The sequence below is a fragment of the Marinomonas sp. ABL3_031 genome (assembly GCF_056161265.1).
Genome location: NZ_JBSWYU010000005.1, coordinates 1 through 24,149, shown reverse-complemented (window position 1 = coordinate 24,149; position 24,149 = coordinate 1). Strand labels below are relative to the sequence as shown.

Sequence of the window (24,149 nt, the reverse complement as noted above, 5' to 3'; positions counted from 1 at the left end):
AATAGATTAATAAATTGATATATCAACTCTAAGTATATAAACTAGAAACTCAGCTGAAGAAGCTGCTTAGAAAATACAGTAGATCAATAACTCTACTTACACCTATACACTGCCGTACACGCAGCTTATATAAGGCCAGCTATGCTGGCCTTATATACTTTCACTAGTCCCAACTGGTCACTGTATAAAAATTCTTGCTTATCACTAAAATTGAATCGCACTTCTCCATATCGCAATGAAGTAATGTAAGGCGTTATGCCTTTTTCTTTTGCCAAGATTTCACAACTTTCTTTAAAGTCTCTGTCCAACCATAAGCGTTGTTTTGCGACTTCGCTCAAAACGTCTTTTCGTATATTTAGCGCACTTTCTCGATTGATAGGATGGCCTTCGTCATCTTTTTCACAAAAATAGAGCGATTGCTTATATTCATCATAGACGCGATACACTTTTAACGTGCTGTCATCGCCACGAAATGGGGTTAGCACTTGAGGTAAAGCTGTTAAGAACCATGTTTGAGTCAGCCAACCATTTAATGTGTTCGGTTGCTTGGCTTTATAGTTTGCCAGCCATTGCCAGTTCATAATGTGTTCAAGATCCGCCAACGATTCTGCTACAACCGTTTTACGAATGGTGTCTGCTTGCATATGCTCTGGCTGCTGAATTCGAGGCACGGCATCTAAGCGCTTTTTCGTTTCCTCTATATCTATCAATTGCCCTACATTTTTTGTCCTTAATCTTACGGCACCTTCAAAGCCAGGCTTTTGAAACACCGCTTGATTGTCGTTCTCAACGTTCTGAATACCTTTTATGTTGTATTGCATAATGCCAATATTGGGACTTTCCACTCCCCCCTCTCTATGTCGTTTGACTCGTCCTGCCAACTGAATAAGGGAGCGATACGAAGACGGCTCGATGACCGCCCAATCAAAGTCATGATCGCGACCTACTTCTTCAACGGGGGTTGCCACTAGGATGAACAACACGTTTTTAACTTCTGGCTGGTTGTGCTTGATTTGAGCAAGGTGAGAGCGAATCACAGGGTTAGAAAAAACCATAGGCGCTTCACCCTCTTTCTCTTTGCGCTTTAGCACTTCATCGAGATGTTTTTCCTGTTCGGAGCGCAGCAGCATAAGTTGCTGACTGTGATAAGCCATGACTCGAACTTGAATATCTGGTGTATAGTCTCGCTCTAGTAAATATTTCGCCAACTGAACGCATGGCGTTATATTCGCGATCCGAATGACGCCAAAGGAGACATTCAGCTCGGTTTGCTCCTCTTTTACATGATGAGAGTTATGCAGTTGCCACGCTTGGTCAAACACTGAACGGAAATAAGCGATTTGTTTGCTTTCGCTTACATCAGTATTAGTGGTTCGCGTATGTTGATCGTTTGGGTCTTGCGGAAAAATAGACTGACATTCCACCAGCTCTGCTTTTCTTTTAGCTGGTTGTGTTTTCAGCTGTGCAACACGTTTATCTATGAAATTTTTGTGCTCTATTCGATAATTCGGTATCGCAATTTTTATGTCGCTGTTTGCGACGTTCGTAACTTGAGTCGAAAACTCATCTATCCAAGCACACCCTATCATTGGCTGAGCATCGCGGGTTTGGCAAAACAGATTCCAACCTTCTCGATACGCATTGAAGTAGCCCTCGGCCATGTAAGGTGGAATGGTCGCAGACGAAATCATCACTTTTCTACCTAACATCCCCGCTAGATGAATAAGCCGACCAATGGCAATCAAGTCGTTATCGGTAAAATCATCTATTTCATCGATCACTAAATCAGACGACATTAACCGCAAGGTAGGCAAGATGTAGCGCCCACCACGTTTGGTTTCGGTCGCCCCCATAATATGATCGATTGTGCAGGCTAAAACAGGAGAGTAGAGAAAGCCTTTGTCTTTGTTCGAGGTTAAAACGGTTTTAAAAAAGTCATCAGGAATCGCACACTCATAGTCTACCTCGCTGTCTAATAATGGTTCTTGAGATTCAGAGCCACTCGTTTCATGCTCATTTTGCTCGACCGCTTTATTGTTTCGTTCCTCTAACTCCAGCACCGCGCGCGAGCCGATCTGTACAGCAAGCTCACTTGAATCTAGCCCTACACGCTCTTGGTACTCTCTTCCTGTTTGTAGTGTTAATGAACGCAAACCAAGAGCGAGAATAAATCTCAGACTTTTCTGATCTGATGACAATGCCCTCATCACTTTGGCATTGGCAAAGGTTTTACCACAGCCTGTGCTGGCCATGTTGACCGCAAAGAAACCACACGCAGTATTGGTTTGTTTATTTTTCGATTGCCATGCCTGAATTTTTGTAACGGCTTTGTCTTGCCACTGGAAGGCTTTCGGACTGGGCTTACGAAGACTCTGGACATTTTCCGCAAGTGGCGGCTCTTTCTCAAAGGAAGGCAATAAATGCGCAATTTGCGTTGCGTGATGCGCCACACCAACAAGGTGTTCATCCAATTTTTGTTTATAGTCATTAGATTTGCGATCAGTATTAGCATAAAGACCAATGTCACTTTTCCAGTTTTGCGCTGCATCTTGCGAAGAATAGTAATGATCACCCAACATCAAACATAATCGGGCATGGTTTAGCACTAAGCGATAACTGCCGTTTTCGATACATGACTTGGCTTGCTCTTGATGCTGAATTAACTGTTTAGACCAACGTTTTACTTTAGTGAGCCATTCATTTGAATCACTTAATACGCTGTTAGAAAATCGAAAACAATCGCGAACTCTCTGTTGATATTCCTTTTCATCGTAGCGATTTTCATAACCCCATTCTTGTTGAATTCGATTGAGTGTAGCGGTGAGTGTTTCAGCCTTATCATTTTTAAAAGAGTTTATATCAAGAGGTAAAGGCAATCTGTGATGAGACACCACCAACCATGCAATCAACTGTGCTATGGGTGGTAGATCACCCAATGGAGATTTTATCGCGATAAGCTGAGATTTCAGTGTTTTTTCATCAAGATTTCCTTGGCTCAATTTTTCTAGCCAAGGTTCCGAACAGTGATTTGAAAGACATTTCGTCGCTTTTGCTTCCTCAGACGACTTTACTAGGGAATGGAGCAATAAAACGGATATCCATTCATGACGAATCGGATCGCCTTTGTACTTATTCTTACTTAACGGATTGAGCTTTTCTTGAAAAAGCAGAGTGGATTTTCCCCAATCGTGCAGCAGCGCAGCTATCGCGGTAAGACTTTTAATAAGTGGTAAATAATGCCAATCGTTTTCAATCTCACTTTTTAATAAATTACGTCTTGTGGTATTTACAGGCACAACACCTTCTTCATTAAATTTCCGTCGATTCCCCACCACCCAAAGCAATTGGCTTCTCGATCTTGAGCGTATCCAATGACAACTGACAGCGGTGTTTTTGCTGGCCGTTTGGCGCAGCATTTTCTTAACGGTTATTAATCCGTCTTCGGTAATGAGGGTTTGCCATGTGTTGTCGCCGATGCGGTTGGCAAAGGCATCCAATACGCGGCGCGTTTTCTTAAGAGCACGCTTTTCGCACTGGCTAACAAAGGTGACCATCATAGGCTTTGTTCCTCAATTTGCGTTGAGGTGTAATCCTGAAGTGCAATGCCTTTTACGGTATCGAACATAAAGTCCATGGTTTTGTGGTCAGTAAATTTTTGCAAAATTTGTTGGCGAAACTCTTGTTCGGTGGCATTTTCAGCGGCACAGACAAACGCCCAAGGTAAAACAATCGCGTCTTTGATTAAGTCTGCAACATCAAAGACCAATGCTCCTCTTCGGGTTTTGCCATGCATCACTGCAAAACCGTGAGGAATGCCAAGCACCCACAAGCAACTGGCGGCTAAACCATAGGCTAAATAATTGCCATGATTCAAAAAGTCATTGGCTTTGTCACTGGACTGGTGCTGGCGAGTAAAACCTTCGACATTCATGGTGTTGGCTGCGTATTTATAAAGCACCTTGGTCAATTGGGCTTCGGTGAGTAGCAAGTCGGATTGTTTCTTCGCTTCCTCGGTTCTTTTATGAAAGGTTTCAAACGCGGTGGTTAGCAGCAAATCTTGTGTAGTAAAGCCTTCACTTTTTAGGTCTTTGTCTTTTTGCCAAACCTTCTCAAGGTACTCAATGCGCGCATTCTGAAAGGTTTTGGCAGCAGCAAGGCGTTTTTCATCTTCGAACCAGAATTGCAACCAGCCATGTAGGTATTCCGTTGGCCGATATTCGCTTTGCGGCGTCAGCCATTCGACTTCGCTTGCCATGTGCAGTGGTGTGCCACCACCGCCACAAAAGCCCACCAGCACACCTGCTTGAGAAAGCATTCGCATAGCTGCTTGGGTAATGGAAGTACCTGTTCCAAGTAATAGCACCGTTGTATTGGCTATCGGTATGTTGTAGTACTGGTTTTCTTTTTTCGCCTCAGTTAAATACAGAACTCGACCGTCTTTCTGCATAACACGGCAATACTCAAGGTAATACATATTGGCACGCTTGGAGTGCAATATGGTTTTCATATCCGATGGCGAAAACTGTTCCATATTTCTTTCCTTGGTCGTTTGATAACGTCACTCTCTCACGGCTTTTCCCCGCTCACAACACTGTACATTTGCACACGTAAAGCTTTTTGACAGGTGTTACGGTGTGAGGCTAATTAACAAGCTTTCTTAGTCGTAAAACCATTGTTTTATGTCAGCATAATTGACACAGATGAGCTGCTGCGCTTGTGGATCGGCGTCCACAAATTTGGTTTTGATTTGCCATTCATCAAGGGTGTATTTAACCAAAGCAGCGCGGGTTGTGATGCTCAATTGGCCTTGTTGCATGCCGAAATCTTTTTCCAGCACCTTTTTTTGTGAGGCACTTAATCTAAAATCCGGGGCCAGTATCAATTCCACTTGAGTATGCCAAGCAGTATCTTGCCCTACGGTCATGTGGGCCTTTTCACCATCGTATTCGACACTCTGTAAACGACTTAGCACAAAGTCCAAATACTGCTGGCGCAATTCACAGTAAGCTCTAACATGCCAACGATTGGCAGCTTTGACGAAGGAATGCGGGTAAATCAGACGTTCTTGTGCCTCACCACTGGAAACGGAAAGGTATTCACAATCGACTGCGGTATTATGTTTTACCGCTTTTATCATGGGTCTTATGATGTCTGGTGAGACGTAACGAGATAAAGGCAGAATACGATATTGAGTTGGGTCTTGGGATGGCAGTAATGACGTGGGCAATTTGCCAAAATTCATCCAGTCCAGATATTCGTCTAGGGTTTGATTGATATAGTGAGGAACAAAAGCGTCTGTTCTAAGGTAGGCCTTTTGTTCAGGATGGTAGGTAAGTGAGTCTGGAAATTGTTCAAGATACCGCCCGATTAATGCGCTAACACTTTGACGACTTAGATCAAAGACCTTCATCAAAGGTTTGGTATTCACCTGTCCTTCCCAGTACACAAGCAGTTCGAGCATCCAAAAGCGCTGGTTCAGTTCCATGACTTTCCCTTTTCTAATTGCTTCAATCCAATAGGTTCATCTTAACTCAAACACTCTGTAAAGCATCCATTCCTATGTAAGTTTATGTATTATGTGTTTTGTTCAAAACGCCCGCGAATCATCCAATTTCGCGGAGTCAACGCCGCATCGCAAAAGGCACCAATGTCGACTTGGTAGCCTTGCTCTTGTAGGAAAATAGCACGGTCTAAAATCAGCCAGTATTCCAACGCAGGACGGAATAATTGGCTGATGGCTTGCTGCTTTTGAAAAGCTTGATAGCGCTGTGTTGCGGCCCGTTCAAAATCCTCGAATGGCGATTGCGCTATTAGCTGGGTCAGTTGTTTTTGCTCAGCCGCCCACCGGCAAAAGCCGATGAAGCCTTGATTCAATAAGGTTTTTTGAATGGAAGGTACCGGCAGATACTCATCCACTTGACGCACATGACGCTGCCAAAGGTCAAAGCCCAAGCGATAGGTGAGTTCTTGCTGTTGCAGTCTCTGCTCGCGCGCGCCCGCCGTTGCTATTTGCTTTACCGCTAATTTCAGATCGGCTTTACCTAAGGTTAGCTTAGACTGAGCGGCAAGTTCGGATAAAGGCTGGTAGGTTTCAGCCTGGGTGAGATGATAGCAACAAGGTGCAATACAGACATGAGGGGTTTTATGATGAGCCACTTGTTCCAATAGCACTCGGTGTAAATCCCCACAGGCATGTAAGGCCACGGCCCCTTGCGTTGAGTCTAAGGGTACCTTTGAGGCGTTTTTCAACACATCCACACAGTGAAAGTCTTGTTTCAGGGCAAGCTGTTGCGCTTTTTGCTGCCCTGCATCACACAAGCTTTGTTGCCACTCAACACTGGCTACCGGTTTGTTGCCCTGATACGCCAGATACTTACCCAAGTGCCCCTTGCCAGCGCACCATTCCGTATAATGATCAACCAATGGCGTACAGGCGACGAAGGCTTCAATTTGCGACCATTTACGCCCTTTAATGCCGGCTGAAAAATAGGCAGGCGGTTGTACGGCTTCAAGCCTAGCAGGCTGCTTCGCTAATGTTGGCTGTTGCCAATGAAGGAAGGAGGCCAAACTGGGCACTAAATCGATCATCTCAGACATTTGCTTAGCATCACTCAATAACACTTCACACTGAGTCTTTAGCCAGTTTGCCAGAGCAGAATAATCTTGCTGCCAAGGCAAGGTCAGACTGGCAAAACTATCAAACTGCCATAAGGCTTTATGCTCATGTAGCCAATCATCTATGGCTTGAAATTCGGTTTGCAAAGGGTTCATTATGAGCGCTTTTCGTTCGCGGATAAAAGTGTCTAAATTTTTTGACAGTGAATATGGAATTTCCCATTTTATGGCATTGTATTTTGTCATAATTTCGGCAGAATGGCGTACGGTTTAATGCAATTGGCTAACGCACTTTTTAATGCACTTTTTAATGCAAAAATATAAACACACAAGGACCTCATAAAAATCATGTTTAAGCACCTAAAAGCTGTTCCTGGCGACCCTCTTCTCGCTCTTATCGTGGCACATCAACAAGACCCTAACCCAAAGAAAATTGATTTAGGGGTTGGTGTTTATAAAGACGATTCCGGCCAAACACCCATTTTAAATAGTGTTAAAAAAGCCGAAGCCATGATGGTTGAGAATGAAGTCACCAAAAGCTACTTGGGTGTGTATGGTGCGGCGGAGTTTTCGCCTATTATTCAGGAACTATTATTAGGTAAAGACAGCGACATTATTAAGCAAGGTCGCATTCAGTCAACACAAACACCTGGTGGTACTGGCGCACTTAAAGTAGCAGCGGACTTCATCAGCGCAAACCTGCAAGGCGCTCGCTTGTGGGTGAGCGATCCTACTTGGGGTAACCACGAGTCTATCTTTCACTCAGCCGGTGTCGAAGTCATCGCCTACCCTTACTACGATGCTGTGACTAACGGTGTTCGCTTTGACGATATGATGGCGAAACTGGAAGCCGAAACCAAAGAAGGCGATGTACTTCTGCTGCATGCATGCTGCCATAACCCAACAGGTGTGGATCTGAAAATGGAGCACTGGGAAGCCTTGACGGATTTGGTCAACAAGCGTGGTTTACTCCCCCTCATCGACGCCGCTTATCAAGGCTTTGGCGACGGTTTAGAAGAAGACATGGCGGGTCTTCGTTATATGGCTGAACGCGTGCCTAGCATGTTGATTGCCAACTCCTTCTCTAAGAATTTCGGCATTTATCGAGATCGTTGCGGTGGCCTAAGCGTTATCGCAGAAACTGGCGAAGAAGCAAAAAATGCCTTTTCGATTATCGGCCAAGCGATTCGTGCCAACTATTCTATGCCACCAGCACATGGCGCGACATTGGTTCACACCATTATGTCTAGCCCTGAGTTGAAAGCAGAATGGGAAGTGGAAGTAACCCAAATGCGTGATCGCATTAATGGTCTTCGCTCTAAGTTAGTCGAAAAGCTTGCAGCGTCTGGCGTCAGTAAAGACTTCAGCTTTATTCAAGAACAGCGTGGTATGTTTTCATACTCAGGCTTAACGCTTGAGCAAGTGCGCAAACTTCGTTCTGAATATGCTATCTATATTGCAGATACGGGGCGTATGTCTATCGCTGGGGTGAGCGATAACAATATTGATTACTTGTGTGACAGCATTGCCAAGGTCGTTGGTTAGCAACAATCATCTATAGACATAAAAAACGGAGCCATCAAGCTCCGTTTTTTATGTCCGGCTTTTTATACATGACACCTTCTAATGGAGAATCCGCGAATCACTGAGTTTTTCACCAATTTGCATATCAGGATGGTAATGCTGTATGAGTCGCAAAACCGATGGCTCAATCATGTCGCGCCAGAAGTCCACTTCTTCGGTTAACATAAATTCGATTTTCGACAAGCCAGCATCTGTACCAAACAGTCTCACTGGTGCTAAGGCTTCATCGAAAAAGTCTCGATCACCGCCGATGCCAACACCCAATAATTTAGTACCGCGCATGAAACCTGCGCACCATTCTTCAACCAACAAGGTCGACTCGCCTTCGTATTCTTGTTCTAAATAAACAGGACTGAACTCACCGAACAGCAAACTGTTCATGGCTTCCATATACATGATCAAGACTAGGCTGAGGAATTCATCTTCTTGTTCAGAAGATTCCCACACAGGTTGGTCTTCATCCGCTCCCCAAATAGCATTCAGCCATAAATCGGGTTCTAACTCTTTAGCAGAACAGCCAAGTGCAGTGAGGAATCCGTCTAACTCAGACACACAAAGTAGCGACCTGTCTGTACCAAATTTCAGCAAGTAGTGATCAATCTTTTCATAGAGCACTTCTTCACTGATCGTTTCATTTGCATTTTCTTCAGACATTCACTTATTCCAATTAATTGGACTTTCGTTAAGTTTAGCTCGCCTTTGCAAAGACGCTTAGTATTTTTATCTGTCGATTTTAGGAAAGCATTTTCAAAACACCTACCTAACTTCTACTTTATTATCAATAGTTTATAATCCATTTTATAGGAGAAGGTTATATAAATTTCTAAAATAATAATTTCAACCTAATCATATCTCAACTGCACTCTTAAGCAAGTGTTGTGGTGTATAAATGAAACTGGACACGGTTTTAGCTGGGTAGAATAAAGTCTAAAAATATATTGCGAAAAGAAATGATTAATACTAGCTTTTAGATATAACTTTTAAAGGATTAATAAGTATGCCTACTACCAATAAAATTATTGGCTATTCTTATCGGGTGACAAACCTGCCGCGAACATCAACCTTCTCAATTTCTTCTGTTAAAAGCGGCGCTCTATTGTCTCCCTCTGGCCAATGCATTCATCTACGCCACTATCACACACTGGGTCGTGCTATCGAATGCGACACCAACCTGATTGGTGATGACGTGTCGCGCATACATGCCATCGTTTATTGGCAAGACAATAATTGGTATATAGAAGACAAAAGTAAGAACGGTGTTTGGCTTAATCACCATAAAATCCTTAAAGAACAGCCACACCTATTACATGAATCTGACACAATAACACTGTCCTCTAAAACCAATGAAGCTTTCATCATGGCGAAAATCCTTAAGCCCTGTGATGTATTAGTAAATATGGAAATAAATAAAGATGCGATCTATCTCGAAAGCCCTGTCACATCAATAGAAAAAAACATCAATCTTTTTAATGAAAATGGAGGTTGGTACATTATTTATGATGATGGAAGAGAAGAAAGCAAAGCTATTCAAGATGGGGACTGTGTTCGCATTAATGGCTCACTTTACCGTCTACAATGTGATCGAGTTGAATACCAAACCCTCGAAAATAAACCGACCGCACAATCTCTTGATGATATCGAATTAAGACTACATGTTTCTGATAATGAAGAAGAAATTCAACTCTACATAAAAGACAATAAAAGTGTGTCCATCATTGAAGGACATCGAATTCAGAGCCAATTATATTTATTACTTTGTTTAGCTCGCAAATCCATAAGTGATAAAAATCAAGGCTACTCAGAATGCCACTGTGGATGGATTGATCTAAACGATCTATCAAAAGCACTTGGTATCGAACCAGATAACACACGTATTCGACTTCACCGTCTGCGAACAAAAATCCGCGAGACAGTTAATTTTAGCGGTGTAGATGCCTGTCAATTATTACAATTACAAGATGGGGAAGTGAGACTAAATACATCAAAAGTGGAGGTAATCAAAGGCAATTTCTTAGAAACAGCATCAGAGGTTCATTGATTATGTCTTCTGTTGCTATTCAGGATGAATTTGCCTATCTTCACTTCGACACTGAGGGTTACGATCTACAACATAAGATTGGCCAAGGCGGGTTTGGTTCGGTATTTAAAGCTATTCATAAAAAAACCAAACAAACCGTTGCCATAAAATTCCTCCAATTGGCAACACAATCGGCCCCGAAACACAGACAACAGCAACTGGCCCGTTTTGAGCGGGAAAGCAATTTCGTTTGCCAGCTGTCACATCCGCATATCGTTCGTTTACTGGATAAAGGCCGTATTGACGACAACACCCTCTACAGTGTTTTCGAATACGTAGACGGTATTTCACTCAGCGATTATCTAAAACAACATGGCGCCCTAAGTGTGGCAGAAACACACGCCATTATGCTGCAAGTTCTGGACGCCCTAGTACACGCCCACCAGCAAGGCATCATTCATCGCGATATCAAACCATCTAACATCATGATCTTGCAGACTGGGGCAAAGCATCATATAAAACTATTGGATTTTGGCATCAGTACACTCACTCTAGGACAAAGGGCAGAAGACTATAAGGCCCTCACCATCACCCAAGAGTCCATTGGCACACCGACGTATTGCGCACCAGAACAGCTACGCGGTGAGCTCACTACTTTCAGCGCGGACCTCTACATGTGGGGACTCGTCTTCATTGAATGTTTAACCGGTGTCCCAGCCATTAATGGTGCCAGCGTCGCTGAAATTTATCATAAACACCTCAACGACATTCCTGTGCCAATACCAGCGGCCCTTCATTCCCATCCACTGGGCCAACTACTGCAAAGAAGCTTGCGCAAAAATGCCAGTGCGCGTATCAACAGTGCTCAAGCCCTTTACAATGAATTAAATGAACTGATTACCCATAATCTAGAAGGTCGTTTTCTGCCCGTCACCTCACCAACTCAAGAGCATGAAGACACTCTAATAATGCGTCAAGACGACCCAAACCATCTAGCCGTCAACACCATTCAAACCACAGAACGCAAGCAGATTACCACACTCGCCTTGCGTATTCGCATTAAAAATCATAAGAAAGATACCACTAGCACAGATTCCGATGCAGATGTTATTGAAAGCCTATTTCAAGCGACTCGTAACCAATGCATCGATGTCGCCCAACGCTATGGTGGCTTCCATGTGGGAAATTTAACTGGACTTTCTGTATTTTATTTTGGCTACCCCATTGCCAGTGATCAAGATGCACGTTTAGCAGCACGAACCGCACTGGAAATCATCAGCTTAACGCACAAACAACAGTCCTATATGAGCACCCGCTACGGCTACGAATTTGAAATCAATATCGGCATTCATACTGGCATAATGTTAAGACGCAGCAACTCGGTACCCGATGGTTTTGCCAGTCATCACGCCTATGAGCTTGCATTACAGGCACAAGGACAAAGCATTCTTTGCTCCCTTGACACCAAAACCATGCTGGATAACTACTATCATTTTGCCGAGCATCAGTTTTCTGAACACAAAAGCGCACAGCAAGACTGCACTCAACTCATCGCCGAGCGCACTTTAGAAGCATTTGGCTTTATTCGTGGCGTACGCAACAATCATCCACTAATCGGTCGAGCCACAGAACTCGATATTTTACGCAGCTCACTCGAAAACACTGCCAACGACAACATAATCATTCATTTACACGGTGAAGCGGGTATCGGTAAATCACGACTGATCCATGAGTTCCGACACCTAGAATCCAAGCGAACGCATCATGTCTTCCAAGCACTACCAGAGCACCAAAATAATGCTCTTTTTCCTATTCTATCCGTTGTAAAACGATTGCTGACGTCGATTTTTAACCAGAAAAAAACAGACCAGCAACAAAGCCAAGGAAAACAACTCACGCAATTAATAGGACAAGGCAATTTATCTGGACCCACAGCGGAAATCATCACTATTTTAGCCGCATGGTTAAACATTAACGACATTGAAAACCATCAGTTATCCAGTCTTGAACCCTGTGTACAAAAAGCCCTCTTATTTGAAGGATTGACTTATATTCTTACTTGCTCTCAGCATCAAACGGCTCAATCCAGCAAGTCCGCAGAAGCGGTTTATATTTTTGAAGATATTCACTGGGCAGACGCCACCACAGCCGAATTCATTGCTCATTTAGCAAAACAAGGCAAGATACAATGCATTATCACCACCTCGCGCCAGCCGGCCCCCGCCGCCTTTGCAAATAATCTGTTAACCCATATTCCACTTGAACAACTAACTGAGACCGCTACAGAAGAATTCGTTCATACTCTGTTTGAAGGAGCCAATATTGCCAGCCAAGTAATGACGCTACTGGTAACTCGCACTGATGGCATTCCGCTTTTCATTGAAGAACTGGTCTCCATGCTAAAACGTCGTCATTTAGTTCAGCTAACAAAAGGCGTCATCCACTTTGTTGACCCACAAAAAATCGATGACATACCCGGCAGCTTGCGCGAATCTATACAAAATAAAATCGACGGTCTAATCTATGCTAAAGACACCTTGCAACTTGCCTCGGCTATTGGTCGTCAATTTGATTACAACCTATTGATCGCCGCATCTCACTTTAGTGAATTACAAGTTCAAAACGATGTCTCTGAGATGATCGACAACCAACTTATTATTCAACAACGTCATGTGGAGGGTGACCGTTATCTGTTCAAACACGCCTTAGTTCGAGAAGCAGGCTATGACAGTATTGAACAAAAAACACGACTAGATTTACATGAACGTATTGCTGAATCCATCCTCAGTATGACAAAAGATCTGGATGGTTTTATTGCTTCAGACCTCGCACAGCACTATGAAAAAGCTCAGCAATATGACAAAGCCAGCAGATACTACTATCAAGCCGCCAGCGAAGCCGAAACCACCTTTGTCGTCGATGATGCGATACATCTGTATCAAAGCGCCCTTCAGTGTTATCTAACAAGCAATGAATTAACGGCAGGAAATGAGTCTGATAAAAAAGAGCAAGCGCAGCAAGAACAACTCAAAGCCATATTAAAAGGCCTTGCCAACTGCCTCGCTCGGGATGGACAACACGACAATGCCAGAAAAGCACTACAAGAATTCATTAGTCTACTAGAACAAGCGAATGACTACGAAACTCTAGCCTCTGCACAAATCGCCTTTGGTAAAACATACGAAGTGGTTCACCAACATGATGATGCTCTCAAGTACTATCAAGCGGCTCATGCTTCGCTATTAAAAGCGCCTCATTCAGACACACCGGAAAAATCGAATTGGTGGAAAATTTGGCTGGAAATTAAAAGTGCCATCTTGTATGTACATTATTGGCTGGGGCAGCCGACATTAATGAAGCCAATTTTATTAGAAATAGAACCCACTATGCTAATAATGAATGAAAAAACACAATTGGTAGAGTTTTATCATAATCAGTTTCAATTCACGCTAAGGAGCAAACGCTATGCCCTCACAGTTAAAGATTTAACCATTCCTAAAAAGGCAGTTGAAATTGCAAAACAATGTGGAAATGAATCAACTTTATCAGATTCATATTGTTTACTTGGAGTGGGCTATATCCAAGCCCATACTCCTGAAAAATCTTGTAAGCAGCTAAAAAGCGCTTTGGATATAGCAGAAAAACTACAAGATAAAATACGACAAACACGATGTCACACCTATCTTTCTGTCGCACATCGTCTATTGCACAACATTTTACTAGTGCAAACCTATGCAGAAAAATCGCTCAGGCTTGCTGATGAAGTCAACATGCAAGATTATATTGCTGTCGCCTTAGCCAATCTAGCTTGGCATCATTTTGCACAAAAAAAATATCAGCGAGCAAGTAATTATATAGAGCAAAGCTTAGCCCGGTGGGAAGAAGTAACAACACGCTTTGAATATCCCTTTTTATGGTTATCTCATTTACAGGCCATTGCACTATGTGGTTTGCATAATGATTTTGCGAATAAATACATGCATCAGGTTCCCGATTTTGCGGCAATATTACTTGATCCTAGACAAGTTCCTCTGCCACAAGCAATCGAACAGTTACTCTTACAACTTTCCGATATTGATAATGTTTCTCAACGAGTTTCTCTTATTAAGAAACTCACACAAACCGCGGCCGAATATCGGCTTCTTTAATGGAAATAGCAAAAGGAGAAAGCTATGTCAGATTTACAAACTCTCAGCGATGATCTCATTAATACGATGAATGACATTTATGTCATGCTATCAGAAGACCATGTTGCGCACCTAACCTATGAGCTTTACTCAGACGAATCCCGTATTATCGAAAAAGTTGATGCTGACGGTACCTTTATTAAACGCTTCTTCTTAAATGAGGAAGGTGATTACCCTATAAATCTAGCAGGGCCTGCTGTTACTAAAGTGATTCCGTGGAATTTAGAACAAGCCTCAGGAAATTCTGGAAGCAACACCGAAGAAACCTTCGAACCTGGTTATTTTCTCGATTTACGCCAGCTAAAAATGAGCCGTCTTAATATGATAAGAATCTCCGACGACTCTCCCGCCATCGCCGACACGCCTATCCCTAATGACACTCTGCCAATAGCCACCAACACTTTTATGCCTGTGCCAAAAGACAAACAAAACCAGCTAAAAACTGTGCCAAAAGAGGCGAATTTATACGTGGCCTTTTTTCAAAAACCGGACGACACACGCTCTAGCTCAGAATGTTACAGCTACTGTGTCAGTTACATTAGTGCAGAGGAAGTTAACCAACATCTCACAACAACCCAAAGCACTACCATTGAACATCTTCAAACCTATTATGGTAATACCCGAGTACAAGCAGGTGCCCTTAACCCTAATGATTTCTTCTACAAGAGTATTACCTCTCAAGATGAAATTGAGTCAAGTCCTTATCAATTAATGGTTGTTACTTGCTATGTAGCTAATTTACAAACATTTAAATCTTAATTTGATATCAAGCCCCCAAGGCGGGCTCCATTTAGCGAGTCTGCCTGTATTCAATGAAAAAATTGGCTCTTTTTAAATAAAAAAACATGAGTAAATGGAAAGATAATGATAAAGGATGATTCATTACGAATGCCACACACCTTAATAAAAAGCTGCTTCCAAACAGCATGCCTAAATACCTCCCTTTCCAATATTGACCTTAGGCAGGATGATTCTCTCCAAAATCTAGCAAAGCGATACCATTTCCCAAATAACCTAGGTAGAAGATAAATGTCTAAGCAGTTTTCACTACAAGGATACAGGCTATGAAAACCTATCATACTGGAACCCATCGCACGGTTTCTCCTGAAGAAACACTTAATAAAATACAACCCCATTTGGCAGCCATGGGCATTACTCGTCTCGCCAATGTCACAGGGCTGGATGATATTGGTATTCCGGTGATTACCGCTTGTCGACCTAATGCCAAAGCAGTCGCCGTTTCCCAAGGCAAGGGCATTTCTGTGGCGGCGGCTAAAGCCTCGGCAGCCATGGAAGCCATCGAAACCTATCATGCGGAACACATAGATCTGCCAGTGCGATTTACCAACTTCACCGAGTTGTCCAAGTATCATACTGTGGTGGATGTGAACCTAGTCCCTAAAATGAATGTCATGCCCTTTTCCCCAGAGACTCGTCGCCCTTGGGTTGCCGGAAAAGAGTTAGAATCCGGGACAGAGGTTTATGTTCCCTATGATCTGGTGCATTGTGATTTCACCATACCACTACCACCCGGCAGTGGGTGCTTTCAGTTAAGTACCAATGGGTTGGCATCAGGCAATACACGTGAAGAAGCAACCAGCCATGCCTTATGTGAATTAATTGAACGAGATGCCTTGACGCTTTGGTCTTTGCTTTCCAAGCAACAACAAGCACAAAAAAAAGTCCATTTGTCCAGCATTACCGACCCAACCATTCAGGCGTTGATCAAGCAAATCGAAGACGCCGACGTCATGGTGAGTGTGTGGAATGTCACCTCAGATCTGAATATTCCAACTTTCTTTTGCACCATTATGAATCGACATGAAAGCCAATATAGGCCTCTTTACCCTATGTCTGGCTCTGGCACTCATCTTGATAAACATGTGGCCATCATGCGTGCCATCACAGAGGCGGTGCAAACTCGCTTAACCCTGATCTCCGGCTCCCGTGACGATGCCAGTTTACAAGACTATCAATCTCGCCAAAACATGACCTACCAAGGGTTAGTTCGTACAAAGTTAATGGATTCACCTGCCTATGTTGATTTCAATCACATAGACTCTTGGTTACATGACACCGTAGAAGAAGATGTGGCTTTGCTGGTTTCTCAACTTAAAAAACATCATCTTCCTAGCCCAATTAGAATCGATCTCACCAAGCCCGAATTCGACATTCCTGTCGTGCGCGTCATCGCCCCTGGCTTGGAAGGCATACACGATGTACTGGGTTATGTATTTGGGCAACGGGCTATGAACATTTCTTTAAAACAAGAAAACCAAGAACAACAAAATCGCCGAGAACAAATCATTAATAGCCAAAGTAAGGAACCCATTCTATGAGCGTGATTGTCTTTGCAGGCCCTTCCCTGAGCCGAGAAAAAGCCCTAGAAATCCTGCCCAATGCGGATGTTCGCCCACCAGCGAAACAAGGCGATCTTTACCTTGCCACCTTAGACAAGCCGCAAATCATCGTCTTAATTGATGGCTTTTTTGAGTCAGTGCCAGCGGTATGGCATAAAGAAATTCTCCACGCAATGTCCATTGGTATTCATGTTTATGGCAGCTCCAGTATGGGGGCATTAAGGGCTGCTGAGTTGAATGTGTTTGGTATGGTTGGCTCAGGGCAAATATATGAACGCTACGCCAGCGGTGAATACGAAGACGACGATGAAGTGGCTCTTACACACGGCCCAGCCGAGTTGAACTATATTTTGGTTTCAAGAGCCATGGTGGATTTACGCTACGATCTTGCTGGTGCTTGTGTCAAGGGAATACTCATCCATGCACAGGCAGAGATACTTGAAAAACAACTCAAAGCCCTCTGGTATCCAGAACGCACACATGTGCAACTGTGTTCTTTTGCTCAAGATCTGTTCTCCAACCAAGACATGGCCTCTGATAAGCTAGAAGCATTACGCCTATTTTTAAAGCATCACAGCCAATCTCTTAAAGAACTAGACGCCATTAATTTACTCAAAGACATTGCTAAGATAGACCTGAAGGCTCTAGAAACAAAAAACGTAAATTATGTGCTGCAAGAAAACGATGCTTGGTACACCCTAATCCATGATGTGGTTAAACAGCGTCAAACACGAATCGGGGTCAACCTTCCCAACTTAGGTGAGCATATAGAGCTATTGGAAGAAGATAAACTTCCTGCCAAATTAAGAGCCCTTGCCTTAGAACACGCTCAGGAGCTTGGTATAGACGTAAAACCTTGGATTCAACCCGCCTTTCATAAAGTGGCCTTAGCTTGGCAATGTGTCTCAAAAGATGGCAGGGTAGAGTTTGAGAAGATGAGTCAGAAAATCCAGACATTAAAACTCACCACCCAGCAATTTGACCAATGGATCGAACGCGAAGCATTGCTAATGGCCTATGCCGACAAAATCAGTATTCAAGAAGAGCATATCTTAGATGAAAGGCTCATTAAAACTGGCATGGACATATCATCGACGATTTCTGTTACTTAATAATGCCAACTTCAATATGATCGGCAAACAAGCCCACCAAAAACCACACACAACACTTTGATTTAGGTTAACCAAGGAGTAATGATTTCTTTTTCTTAAAAAGTCATTACTCATTTTTACATTTTCTCCCCAAGTATCCATTACCTTTATTTATAACACAATGAAGCAACCTCCAAACGAGACTCTGACAACCACCACGAAGACCAGCTTCCTAGCAATATACACTCCAAAGTGTGGTTACTCATACGCCTCTACCACTGTTATGCGACGATTAAAAACCACTTGTTGAGTCAACCTAGAAAAAGGAGTGGTATGTTTTTGGGTTTAAGTAGCCGCTCACTATAAGGTGTGTCCGAACTCAACCAAATCAGGGTACCACCAACTGGTGATTGGGTTGTTTTCAGCTTGAGACTGTGAACAATGTAATTAGGTGACAGCTCTAGCCAAACAGAGAGTGTCGGCTCTAAAAAAAAACGAACTTTGCCCGTCTCTTCGTTACGCCCCCCCATAAAACCACCAACAAGTAGAGTTTTCTCTATCTGACCCTGTTCGTCTCCTAATGCTTTTACCAGATCATCCACTGGAAAGCTGTTTTCCATTTTCGCGTTCATATTACCCCCAATGCGCTTCCGTTTCTTTAATAAGGTTTAAAAGGTTGACACCGATTGGCGAGCCCAAGCCAGTACAAGGATCCCATCCCGGCATAGAAGGAAGTCCATTAGATCCCGGAATGTTAGAGTTAAACGCACTAGACCCCATAAGCTGGTATAGGAAGTTATTAATAAAGCCAAGACGATAGCCTAATGCGGTATTGAGTCGAGCAATCAAACCAGCAATGATTGGCGTCGCAGCACTGGTTCCAGCGGCCATAAAAGGTTTACCATTTACAATCATGATATTGTGCTGACTGGTACTGGCATTCGCTGCAAGGTCGGGGGTCGCACAAGTTTGTTTGGCATATTGAGGGTATTGTCTGGCGAATTGCCCAATCGCCTCATATTGAAATGCCGGAGCCGGAAACATCACACTAAATGAGCCGCCTGAAGCATTCTGCATTTCGTTCCAAACCTGTTCACTGCCATTTCGAAACAAAGTCGTGCCACCGCAGGCAATTACTTGTGGAAAGCCAGCAGGAAGGTTAATTCCAACGACACGATTATTCGCGCTAACCTGATACAGTCCATGATCTCCCGACGCTGCCAAAACCGTGATTCCTCTTAAGCTAAGTTGTCGAATCAAAGTGATTTGTTGCTGTCTGGAGCTGGCAGAAGTATAGCTCTCACCGTTCGCCCAACTGGTACTCACTACTGAGACTTTATTTTTATGATCGTTAAGTACTGCCTGAAAGCCTTCGCTAAATGTTCTGGCATAATAGAGAACAATTTTGGCTTTTGGCGCCATTCCCACTGCCATCTGCACATCCATATTCACTTCGATATCATTGACGATTTTTGACTGAGGCGCTTGCCACGGTTCAGTGCCGATGACTTCTATGTCTGGCGTTGGCAAATTAAACGTTTTACAAAACACATCCAGATCAGCCGGTTTATACGTTCCTCCCAATGCGATAATACCAATGGTTTGTCCTTCCCCAAGGTTATCAGGATAGCGGTACATTTCCGCTAGATCTTGTGGAGAATATCCCTGTTCCTGAGATTCTTGCGGCCCCCCTAAAGACGCTCCATCTCCAGCGAGAGTCCGGTTTGCAGCAAAGCGTTTTGCTGGAGACGTGTCGCTAAGCCTATCCATTAGAAGGAGATTTTTAGACGGGATTTTACCTGCCTGTAATCCTTCATTAAGCCCCTCTATGTGAGCAATATCCTGACGAATATCCTCTGGTAATTGAATTGTGCCGTGGTAAGCCAGAAAGCTTCCCAGTTCTTCGTCCTCATACAAATGGAAACTTATAGTAAATAACTGAGCGAACTGTTTAAGTGTTCCTGAAATCACTACTTCGCGCTTTTCCTGACAGTGGCTCATCGCATTTAGTCCAGCCTTCTTGACAAAATCGACGATTTTTTGGATTTTAATATCCGAGGTCGCACAGCGTTTTTCTTGTTCTTCTGGGTCGAAGTAACGACGCTTTTTCGGGTGTGTGTTATAGATTTCCATTTCTTGCTGCTCAAGTGCAGTGTCTGCCTCAGGATGTAGTAATATAGTGACGGTTAACTGCGCATCATTATCAGCGGGTAACTGATACACAGCTGTATCCGGAATGCTTTGAAAGTGATCTTGCGTAGCGATATTCATTGTTTCCTTGCCTCTTTTTGCTTAACGAATGTGCAGTACAGTCTCAACTCTCTGCGGGTCAAATAATCTAAGGTAAAACAGTCCTGTTCCAGCTAGCCCTAGCATCAGTCCTGGCGTTTCCTGACCGGATTCACCAAGTCCACTTGGATCATGAACGCCGCTTGGAAAAGGGGTATCGAACCGGAGGTACTTTTCAATACCAAATGTAGCAATCTGATGAGCGATTTGTGCGAAGTCTGGTCGCTGAGCTAGTGCCGCTCCCATCATCAAGATTTCACTGTTCCCTCCCCCGCCATGACACAAGCTGAAATTGATTCTATCCGGCTGGGTCGTCAATTCATGGGACAAATGTTGGTAAGTCGTACTAAGCGCAATCAACGCTTCTTGTAATAGAGACGGCTCTTGAATCAACTCATAAGCTCGAATGCGAGAAAGTGCGATACCTGGTGCACCATGACACCACATGGCGTTATATTGCGGTGTTTGATTAATTAGGCGTAAGTCTGGCCAGTTTTGATGCTGTGGGCTAAAATGTTCACGCTCATAATTAAACGCATACAAGCCAGCTTCAATATAAACTTGTCGCTGCGTAACCACACCTAATTCCAATAACGCAATTCCAAAACCTGCTGCACCATGTGAGTACCCAGTTAAACCTTGTTCATTACCGGGGGTAATCCAGTGCATGGAGGTTGTGCTTCTTACCGCTTTATCAAGCAAAAAGTCAGCAAAACGGATAGCAGTGTTCAGCCAACGTTCATCGTCCTCTGCCTGATAAATTTTCAGCAACACAGGGATCGCTCCCGCCACACCACTAATAATGTCCATCTCTTCATCTGGTATCGGCATAGTGTGAATATGTTCAAGCAGGTTTAGTCCTTGCTGCACCCAATCTTTTCGATCAAGCAGATAACCAATACGCCACATGGCATAGGCGACCCCTAATTTTCCGGAATGAACACTAAATGTACTAAGTTGATTCGGATGTCCAATCATATGACGAATATTATTGATAGCCTGTTCCAACGTTGAAAACAGATGCTCATCAGGACGTTGCCTGTGCAGTTCAGCTAGAAACAGCGCGATACCTGACAATCCGTTATATAAACTTGCATCGAAAGTACGTTCAACAACCTGAAATTGACCATTCACAGAATCAACCACCGCACCTTGCCAATTGGCTCGGTTGTCGTAACAAATGCACTCTCTTTGTAATACTCGGCCGATATTAATTGCAGCATCTAGATATAGTTGTGAGCTCATTGTTCAATCTCCTTTAAATCTTCATTAGAAGTCGATAAAGGCAGTGAAACAGGCAAACTCAATGTCGTAGCATTTAAATGAAGTCGATCAAGAGTGATTCCCTTACTTTCTAAGAGCTCTAAAATGCTGGTTAGTCTTATTGATTTTGCCTCTTTTTTTTCTGGTGCTACAAGACTCTTTTCGTAAGCCACCAATAAAGCTCGGGCAATAAGTTGACTTCGATGCAACCCGAAGCTTTGCCCGTCACCAGGATCTTCGGCAAACGAAACGCCCTTATATAATGGCAAAGTAAAAAGTGGGTGACCCGGTTTGAAATAGTCTTCCAATGAAGGCAGATGGGGACGGATCAATCTTACGACATAGTCGAAGTACCGTTTCTCAACATATAAAACTGCGCTATCCTTGCGCACGAAGAGATCTGGATGATTTAAGCACTTAAAATTAAAGGCCACTTTGTGTTCATTCAGCACTCGTGTTAACAACTCAATTAGAGGAGCCGCACCGTCGGGCTGGATATGCCAATATATGCGAACTTGAGGTGCATCATGCTCAACAAAATGATTCCCGTATACATAGTAAAAGACTTGCTGAATATGTCGGTTTTCTTTCGCTCGCAGAAAATGTACGCTCTGATTTACGGCTATCGGAGCATTTGGTATCGCTGGAACAAAAGTATTCGGAATTAATTGGCGAAGTTTGCCTCCTTTCGACGCCCAGGCACCATTGGCATCAACATGATAGATTTTCCAGTTTGCATCTGGTTGATCTGTCGACTGGTTCACTTGTGAAAGACGGTTCATAAAACGTATCCGCTCTTTTAGTTGCGGCAAACGTAATATGTCCTCTGTCGCAGGCGCTCCGCAATAGAGCTGTGTGTATATGACATTACACAAGTTCATTTCCAATAACTGTTTTTTCTCAAATGAATCGCCTGTCTGATTGTGACCAAACTGTTGTAATGGTCCAACATAATCATTCCAAGCTTGCTTTTGAAATACGCGTTTTGTTTTTCCTTCAATCCGGTAACTGTCCACTCCAGTTACTTCTAAATTTGCAGCGATGTATTCAAGTTGCTGACTAAAGTTTATCATCTTGTCCTCCCAATAAGTCACGAGTCCAAGCCTCTGGAGACTTGATGATTTGACTGGCAATTTGCAACACTCTATTGCTAGGAGGTTGAATATCCGTTGCTTGCATGTTAGCTTCACAAGCCGTTTGCAGCATACGCGCTGCAGTGAATTTAACTACTTTTTCGCGAGCAGCTGACGTGTTTAAAGAAGTGTCTGGAACTAAAGATTGCCTCACCTCGATATAGTGCTTCCAAACATGTTTACATGTACTTTGCACCGTATCCCACGATAAAAATTCCATGCCACTTTGCGGTTGATCCTGCAACATAGGATTTGGGTTTTGAGAAAAGACCCACAAAGTGATCACACTCTGCATCAATCCAGCTAGGTCCCAAAGCGGATCTCCCAAATCGGCTATTTCCCAGTCGATTAACTTCAAGCCATTACTATGTGTCGCGTCAGCTTGAATAAAATTGATGAGTTTAACATCGCCATGAACTAGGTAATTGCCATGCCATTCATATCGAAGCTCCTCTAAAAATTCCACCAAAGCAGGTTGCTGTAAAATAGCCTGAGCAACGCTCCCAGTAGCTTGGCCGGAATTTTTTATTTGTGGATTATCTGGATCGCCATATTGCATAATCCAAGGCGTCTGACGATTAAAGAAGGCTAAACTTGGAAAGGTCTCGGTCAGATCTCCAAGATCTTTATGAAAGGTTGCTAAAATTCGCGCCATCTCTTCGAAGACACCAGAATTCAACTCTTTTTTAAGAAGAATTTCTTCGTGAACACTGATAGCATTAGAAAAAAACTCAGTGACAAAAACATGATTCTTAGGCTCATAGCCAAAATAACGTGGTATATATTGGCGCAATTCGGTAAACAACTCTGTCTCCTGAACTAGGTAATGCAAGGTCGCATCCTTTTGCATTAGATATCCGTTTACCGGATCTAACGACAAAAGCTGTTTGACAAACAGACCGCTGGGGTGATTTTCAAGATAGATCTGAAAGATATTGTTTCGGCTCTGGCGTTGACTGAACTTGAATTGTCCATTCACCAAATATTCAGGGTTCATAAAACCCTTGTCGACTAAATAGTGAGCCAGATTATGCTTTGTCAAACGCATAGCAAGTATCCTTATCCGATTCAAAGTGCTGGCACGCGTATGCGCGCCAGCAGTCCTTTGCCCCTAGGGGCTACGCTGTCACAGTGGTAGTAATCGTTATGCAAGCAACACTTAACGTCGGGAATTGAGCTTGCGCCGCTCCCGTTGTCGTTGTCGTTGTCGTTGGATAGCATTGCGCTACGGTTGGGCAAGGATAAGAAGAAAGCAAACCATGGCCTGCCGCCGGAGCAACTGCCTGAGCAGCGGCACCATTACAGCCTGCAACCTGAGTCAAGACTCTTGTCCCACACTCAAGACTCAGAGTCGGAAACTGAGCCTGAGCTGGACCCGCGCCGCAGTTCCAACTCACACCACAATCGGCAGGAATTGTAATTGGAGGAAGAGTTTGTGCCGCCGGAGCAACTGCCTGAGCAGCGGCACCATTACAGCCTGCAACCTGAGTCAAGACTCTTGTCGCAGGACCTATACACGCAAGACTCAGAGTCGGAAACTGAGCCTGAGCTGGACCCGCGCCGCAGTTCCAACTCACACCACAATCGGCAGGAATTGTAATTGGAGGAAG

17 protein-coding genes are annotated in these 24,149 nt (G+C 43.6%); 6 read left to right on the top strand and 11 right to left on the bottom strand.

Going from position 1 to position 24,149, the window contains the following annotated elements:
- Positions 1-125 precede the first annotated feature (125 nt).
- From cas3f to ACXAH2_RS07430, 4 genes are all read right to left on the bottom strand, one after another.
- Complete coding sequence (gene cas3f, locus ACXAH2_RS07445; protein WP_475077573.1) at positions 126-3,557, bottom strand: type I-F CRISPR-associated helicase Cas3f; 3,432 nt, start codon at positions 3,555-3,557, stop codon at positions 126-128.
- Positions 3,554-4,531 carry a type I-F CRISPR-associated endonuclease Cas1f gene (gene cas1f, locus ACXAH2_RS07440; RefSeq protein WP_475077572.1) on the bottom strand — a complete coding sequence of 326 codons (978 nt, stop codon included), beginning with the start codon at positions 4,529-4,531 and terminating at the stop codon, positions 3,554-3,556. Before cas1f ends, cas3f begins: the two co-directional genes overlap by 4 nt.
- Before the next feature lie 126 nt (positions 4,532-4,657).
- The gene (locus ACXAH2_RS07435) at positions 4,658-5,485 is read right to left on the bottom strand and encodes a BrxR family helix-turn-helix transcriptional regulator (RefSeq protein WP_475077571.1); all 828 of its coding nucleotides are present in this window, start codon (positions 5,483-5,485) and stop codon (positions 4,658-4,660) included.
- Positions 5,486-5,574: 89 nt separating this feature from the next.
- A complete protein-coding gene (locus ACXAH2_RS07430; protein WP_475077569.1) occupies positions 5,575-6,771 on the bottom strand; it encodes a methyltransferase in 1,197 nt (398 codons plus the stop codon).
- Between the two features lie 192 nt (positions 6,772-6,963).
- On the opposite strand from ACXAH2_RS07430, the gene ACXAH2_RS07425 reads away from it, so the two are divergent.
- Positions 6,964-8,160 carry an amino acid aminotransferase gene (locus ACXAH2_RS07425; protein ID WP_475077568.1) on the top strand — a complete coding sequence of 399 codons (1,197 nt, stop codon included), beginning with the start codon at positions 6,964-6,966 and terminating at the stop codon, positions 8,158-8,160.
- A 78-nt stretch (positions 8,161-8,238) separates the two neighbouring features.
- Here the strand turns inward: ACXAH2_RS07425 and ACXAH2_RS07420 are convergent, their stop codons facing one another.
- Positions 8,239-8,853 (bottom strand): UPF0149 family protein, encoded by a 615-nt coding sequence (locus ACXAH2_RS07420; RefSeq protein ID WP_475077567.1) that lies wholly within the window; start codon positions 8,851-8,853, stop codon positions 8,239-8,241.
- Positions 8,854-9,196: 343 nt separating this feature from the next.
- Between ACXAH2_RS07420 and ACXAH2_RS07415 the strand changes: the two genes are divergently transcribed.
- The 5 genes from ACXAH2_RS07415 (at position 9,197) to ACXAH2_RS07395 (ending at position 17,875) form a co-directional block, all read left to right on the top strand.
- A complete protein-coding gene (locus ACXAH2_RS07415; RefSeq protein ID WP_475077565.1) occupies positions 9,197-10,237 on the top strand; it encodes an FHA domain-containing protein in 1,041 nt (346 codons plus the stop codon).
- A 2-nt stretch (positions 10,238-10,239) separates the two neighbouring features.
- Positions 10,240-14,364, top strand: coding sequence for a TOMM system kinase/cyclase fusion protein (locus tag ACXAH2_RS07410; protein WP_475077564.1), 4,125 nt, complete (start codon positions 10,240-10,242; stop codon positions 14,362-14,364).
- A 24-nt stretch (positions 14,365-14,388) separates the two neighbouring features.
- A complete protein-coding gene (locus ACXAH2_RS07405; protein ID WP_475077563.1) occupies positions 14,389-15,162 on the top strand; it encodes a hypothetical protein in 774 nt (257 codons plus the stop codon).
- A gap of 305 nt (positions 15,163-15,467) precedes the next feature.
- The gene (locus ACXAH2_RS07400; protein ID WP_475077562.1) at positions 15,468-16,742 is read left to right on the top strand and encodes a YcaO-like family protein; all 1,275 of its coding nucleotides are present in this window, start codon (positions 15,468-15,470) and stop codon (positions 16,740-16,742) included.
- A complete protein-coding gene (locus ACXAH2_RS07395) occupies positions 16,739-17,875 on the top strand; it encodes a TfuA-like protein (protein ID WP_475077560.1) in 1,137 nt (378 codons plus the stop codon). The genes ACXAH2_RS07400 and ACXAH2_RS07395 overlap by 4 nt, the downstream gene beginning before the upstream one ends.
- A gap of 290 nt (positions 17,876-18,165) precedes the next feature.
- Here ACXAH2_RS07395 and ACXAH2_RS07390 read toward each other — a convergent pair whose 3' ends face one another.
- The 6 genes from ACXAH2_RS07390 to ACXAH2_RS07365 all read right to left on the bottom strand — a co-directional run.
- Complete coding sequence (locus ACXAH2_RS07390) at positions 18,166-18,486, bottom strand: hypothetical protein (RefSeq protein WP_475077559.1); 321 nt, start codon at positions 18,484-18,486, stop codon at positions 18,166-18,168.
- Position 18,487: 1 nt separating this feature from the next.
- Positions 18,488-20,125, bottom strand: coding sequence for a S53 family peptidase (locus ACXAH2_RS07385; RefSeq protein ID WP_475077558.1), 1,638 nt, complete (start codon positions 20,123-20,125; stop codon positions 18,488-18,490).
- A gap of 21 nt (positions 20,126-20,146) precedes the next feature.
- The gene (locus ACXAH2_RS07380) at positions 20,147-21,388 is read right to left on the bottom strand and encodes a lanthionine synthetase LanC family protein (RefSeq protein ID WP_475077557.1); all 1,242 of its coding nucleotides are present in this window, start codon (positions 21,386-21,388) and stop codon (positions 20,147-20,149) included.
- Positions 21,385-22,479: a T3SS effector HopA1 family protein gene (locus ACXAH2_RS07375; protein WP_475077555.1), complete on the bottom strand. Its 1,095-nt coding sequence runs from the start codon at positions 22,477-22,479 to the stop codon at positions 21,385-21,387. The genes ACXAH2_RS07380 and ACXAH2_RS07375 overlap by 4 nt, the downstream gene beginning before the upstream one ends.
- Positions 22,466-23,587 (bottom strand): phosphotransferase family protein, encoded by a 1,122-nt coding sequence (locus tag ACXAH2_RS07370; protein ID WP_475077554.1) that lies wholly within the window; start codon positions 23,585-23,587, stop codon positions 22,466-22,468. The genes ACXAH2_RS07375 and ACXAH2_RS07370 overlap by 14 nt, the downstream gene beginning before the upstream one ends.
- A gap of 70 nt (positions 23,588-23,657) precedes the next feature.
- Positions 23,658-24,149: hypothetical protein (locus ACXAH2_RS07365; protein WP_475077553.1), on the bottom strand; the 492-nt coding region annotated here is incomplete at its 5' end.

Bases quoted from the DNA above. Each gene is read 5' to 3' on its own strand.
- cas3f (WP_475077573.1), bottom strand. From the start codon at position 3,557: ATGATGGTCACCTTTGTTAGCCAGTGCGAAAAGCGTGCTCTTAAGAAA.
- cas1f (WP_475077572.1), bottom strand. From the start codon at position 4,531: ATGGAACAGTTTTCGCCATCGGATATGAAAACCATATTGCACTCCAAG.
- ACXAH2_RS07435 (WP_475077571.1), bottom strand. From the start codon at position 5,485: ATGGAACTGAACCAGCGCTTTTGGATGCTCGAACTGCTTGTGTACTGG.
- ACXAH2_RS07430 (WP_475077569.1), bottom strand. From the start codon at position 6,771: ATGAACCCTTTGCAAACCGAATTTCAAGCCATAGATGATTGGCTACAT.
- ACXAH2_RS07425 (WP_475077568.1), top strand. From the start codon at position 6,964: ATGTTTAAGCACCTAAAAGCTGTTCCTGGCGACCCTCTTCTCGCTCTT.
- ACXAH2_RS07420 (WP_475077567.1), bottom strand. From the start codon at position 8,853: ATGTCTGAAGAAAATGCAAATGAAACGATCAGTGAAGAAGTGCTCTAT.
- ACXAH2_RS07415 (WP_475077565.1), top strand. From the start codon at position 9,197: ATGCCTACTACCAATAAAATTATTGGCTATTCTTATCGGGTGACAAAC.
- ACXAH2_RS07410 (WP_475077564.1), top strand. From the start codon at position 10,240: ATGTCTTCTGTTGCTATTCAGGATGAATTTGCCTATCTTCACTTCGAC.
- ACXAH2_RS07405 (WP_475077563.1), top strand. From the start codon at position 14,389: ATGTCAGATTTACAAACTCTCAGCGATGATCTCATTAATACGATGAAT.
- ACXAH2_RS07400 (WP_475077562.1), top strand. From the start codon at position 15,468: ATGAAAACCTATCATACTGGAACCCATCGCACGGTTTCTCCTGAAGAA.
- ACXAH2_RS07395 (WP_475077560.1), top strand. From the start codon at position 16,739: ATGAGCGTGATTGTCTTTGCAGGCCCTTCCCTGAGCCGAGAAAAAGCC.
- ACXAH2_RS07390 (WP_475077559.1), bottom strand. From the start codon at position 18,486: ATGAACGCGAAAATGGAAAACAGCTTTCCAGTGGATGATCTGGTAAAA.
- ACXAH2_RS07385 (WP_475077558.1), bottom strand. From the start codon at position 20,125: ATGAATATCGCTACGCAAGATCACTTTCAAAGCATTCCGGATACAGCT.
- ACXAH2_RS07380 (WP_475077557.1), bottom strand. From the start codon at position 21,388: ATGAGCTCACAACTATATCTAGATGCTGCAATTAATATCGGCCGAGTA.
- ACXAH2_RS07375 (WP_475077555.1), bottom strand. From the start codon at position 22,479: ATGATAAACTTTAGTCAGCAACTTGAATACATCGCTGCAAATTTAGAA.
- ACXAH2_RS07370 (WP_475077554.1), bottom strand. From the start codon at position 23,587: ATGCGTTTGACAAAGCATAATCTGGCTCACTATTTAGTCGACAAGGGT.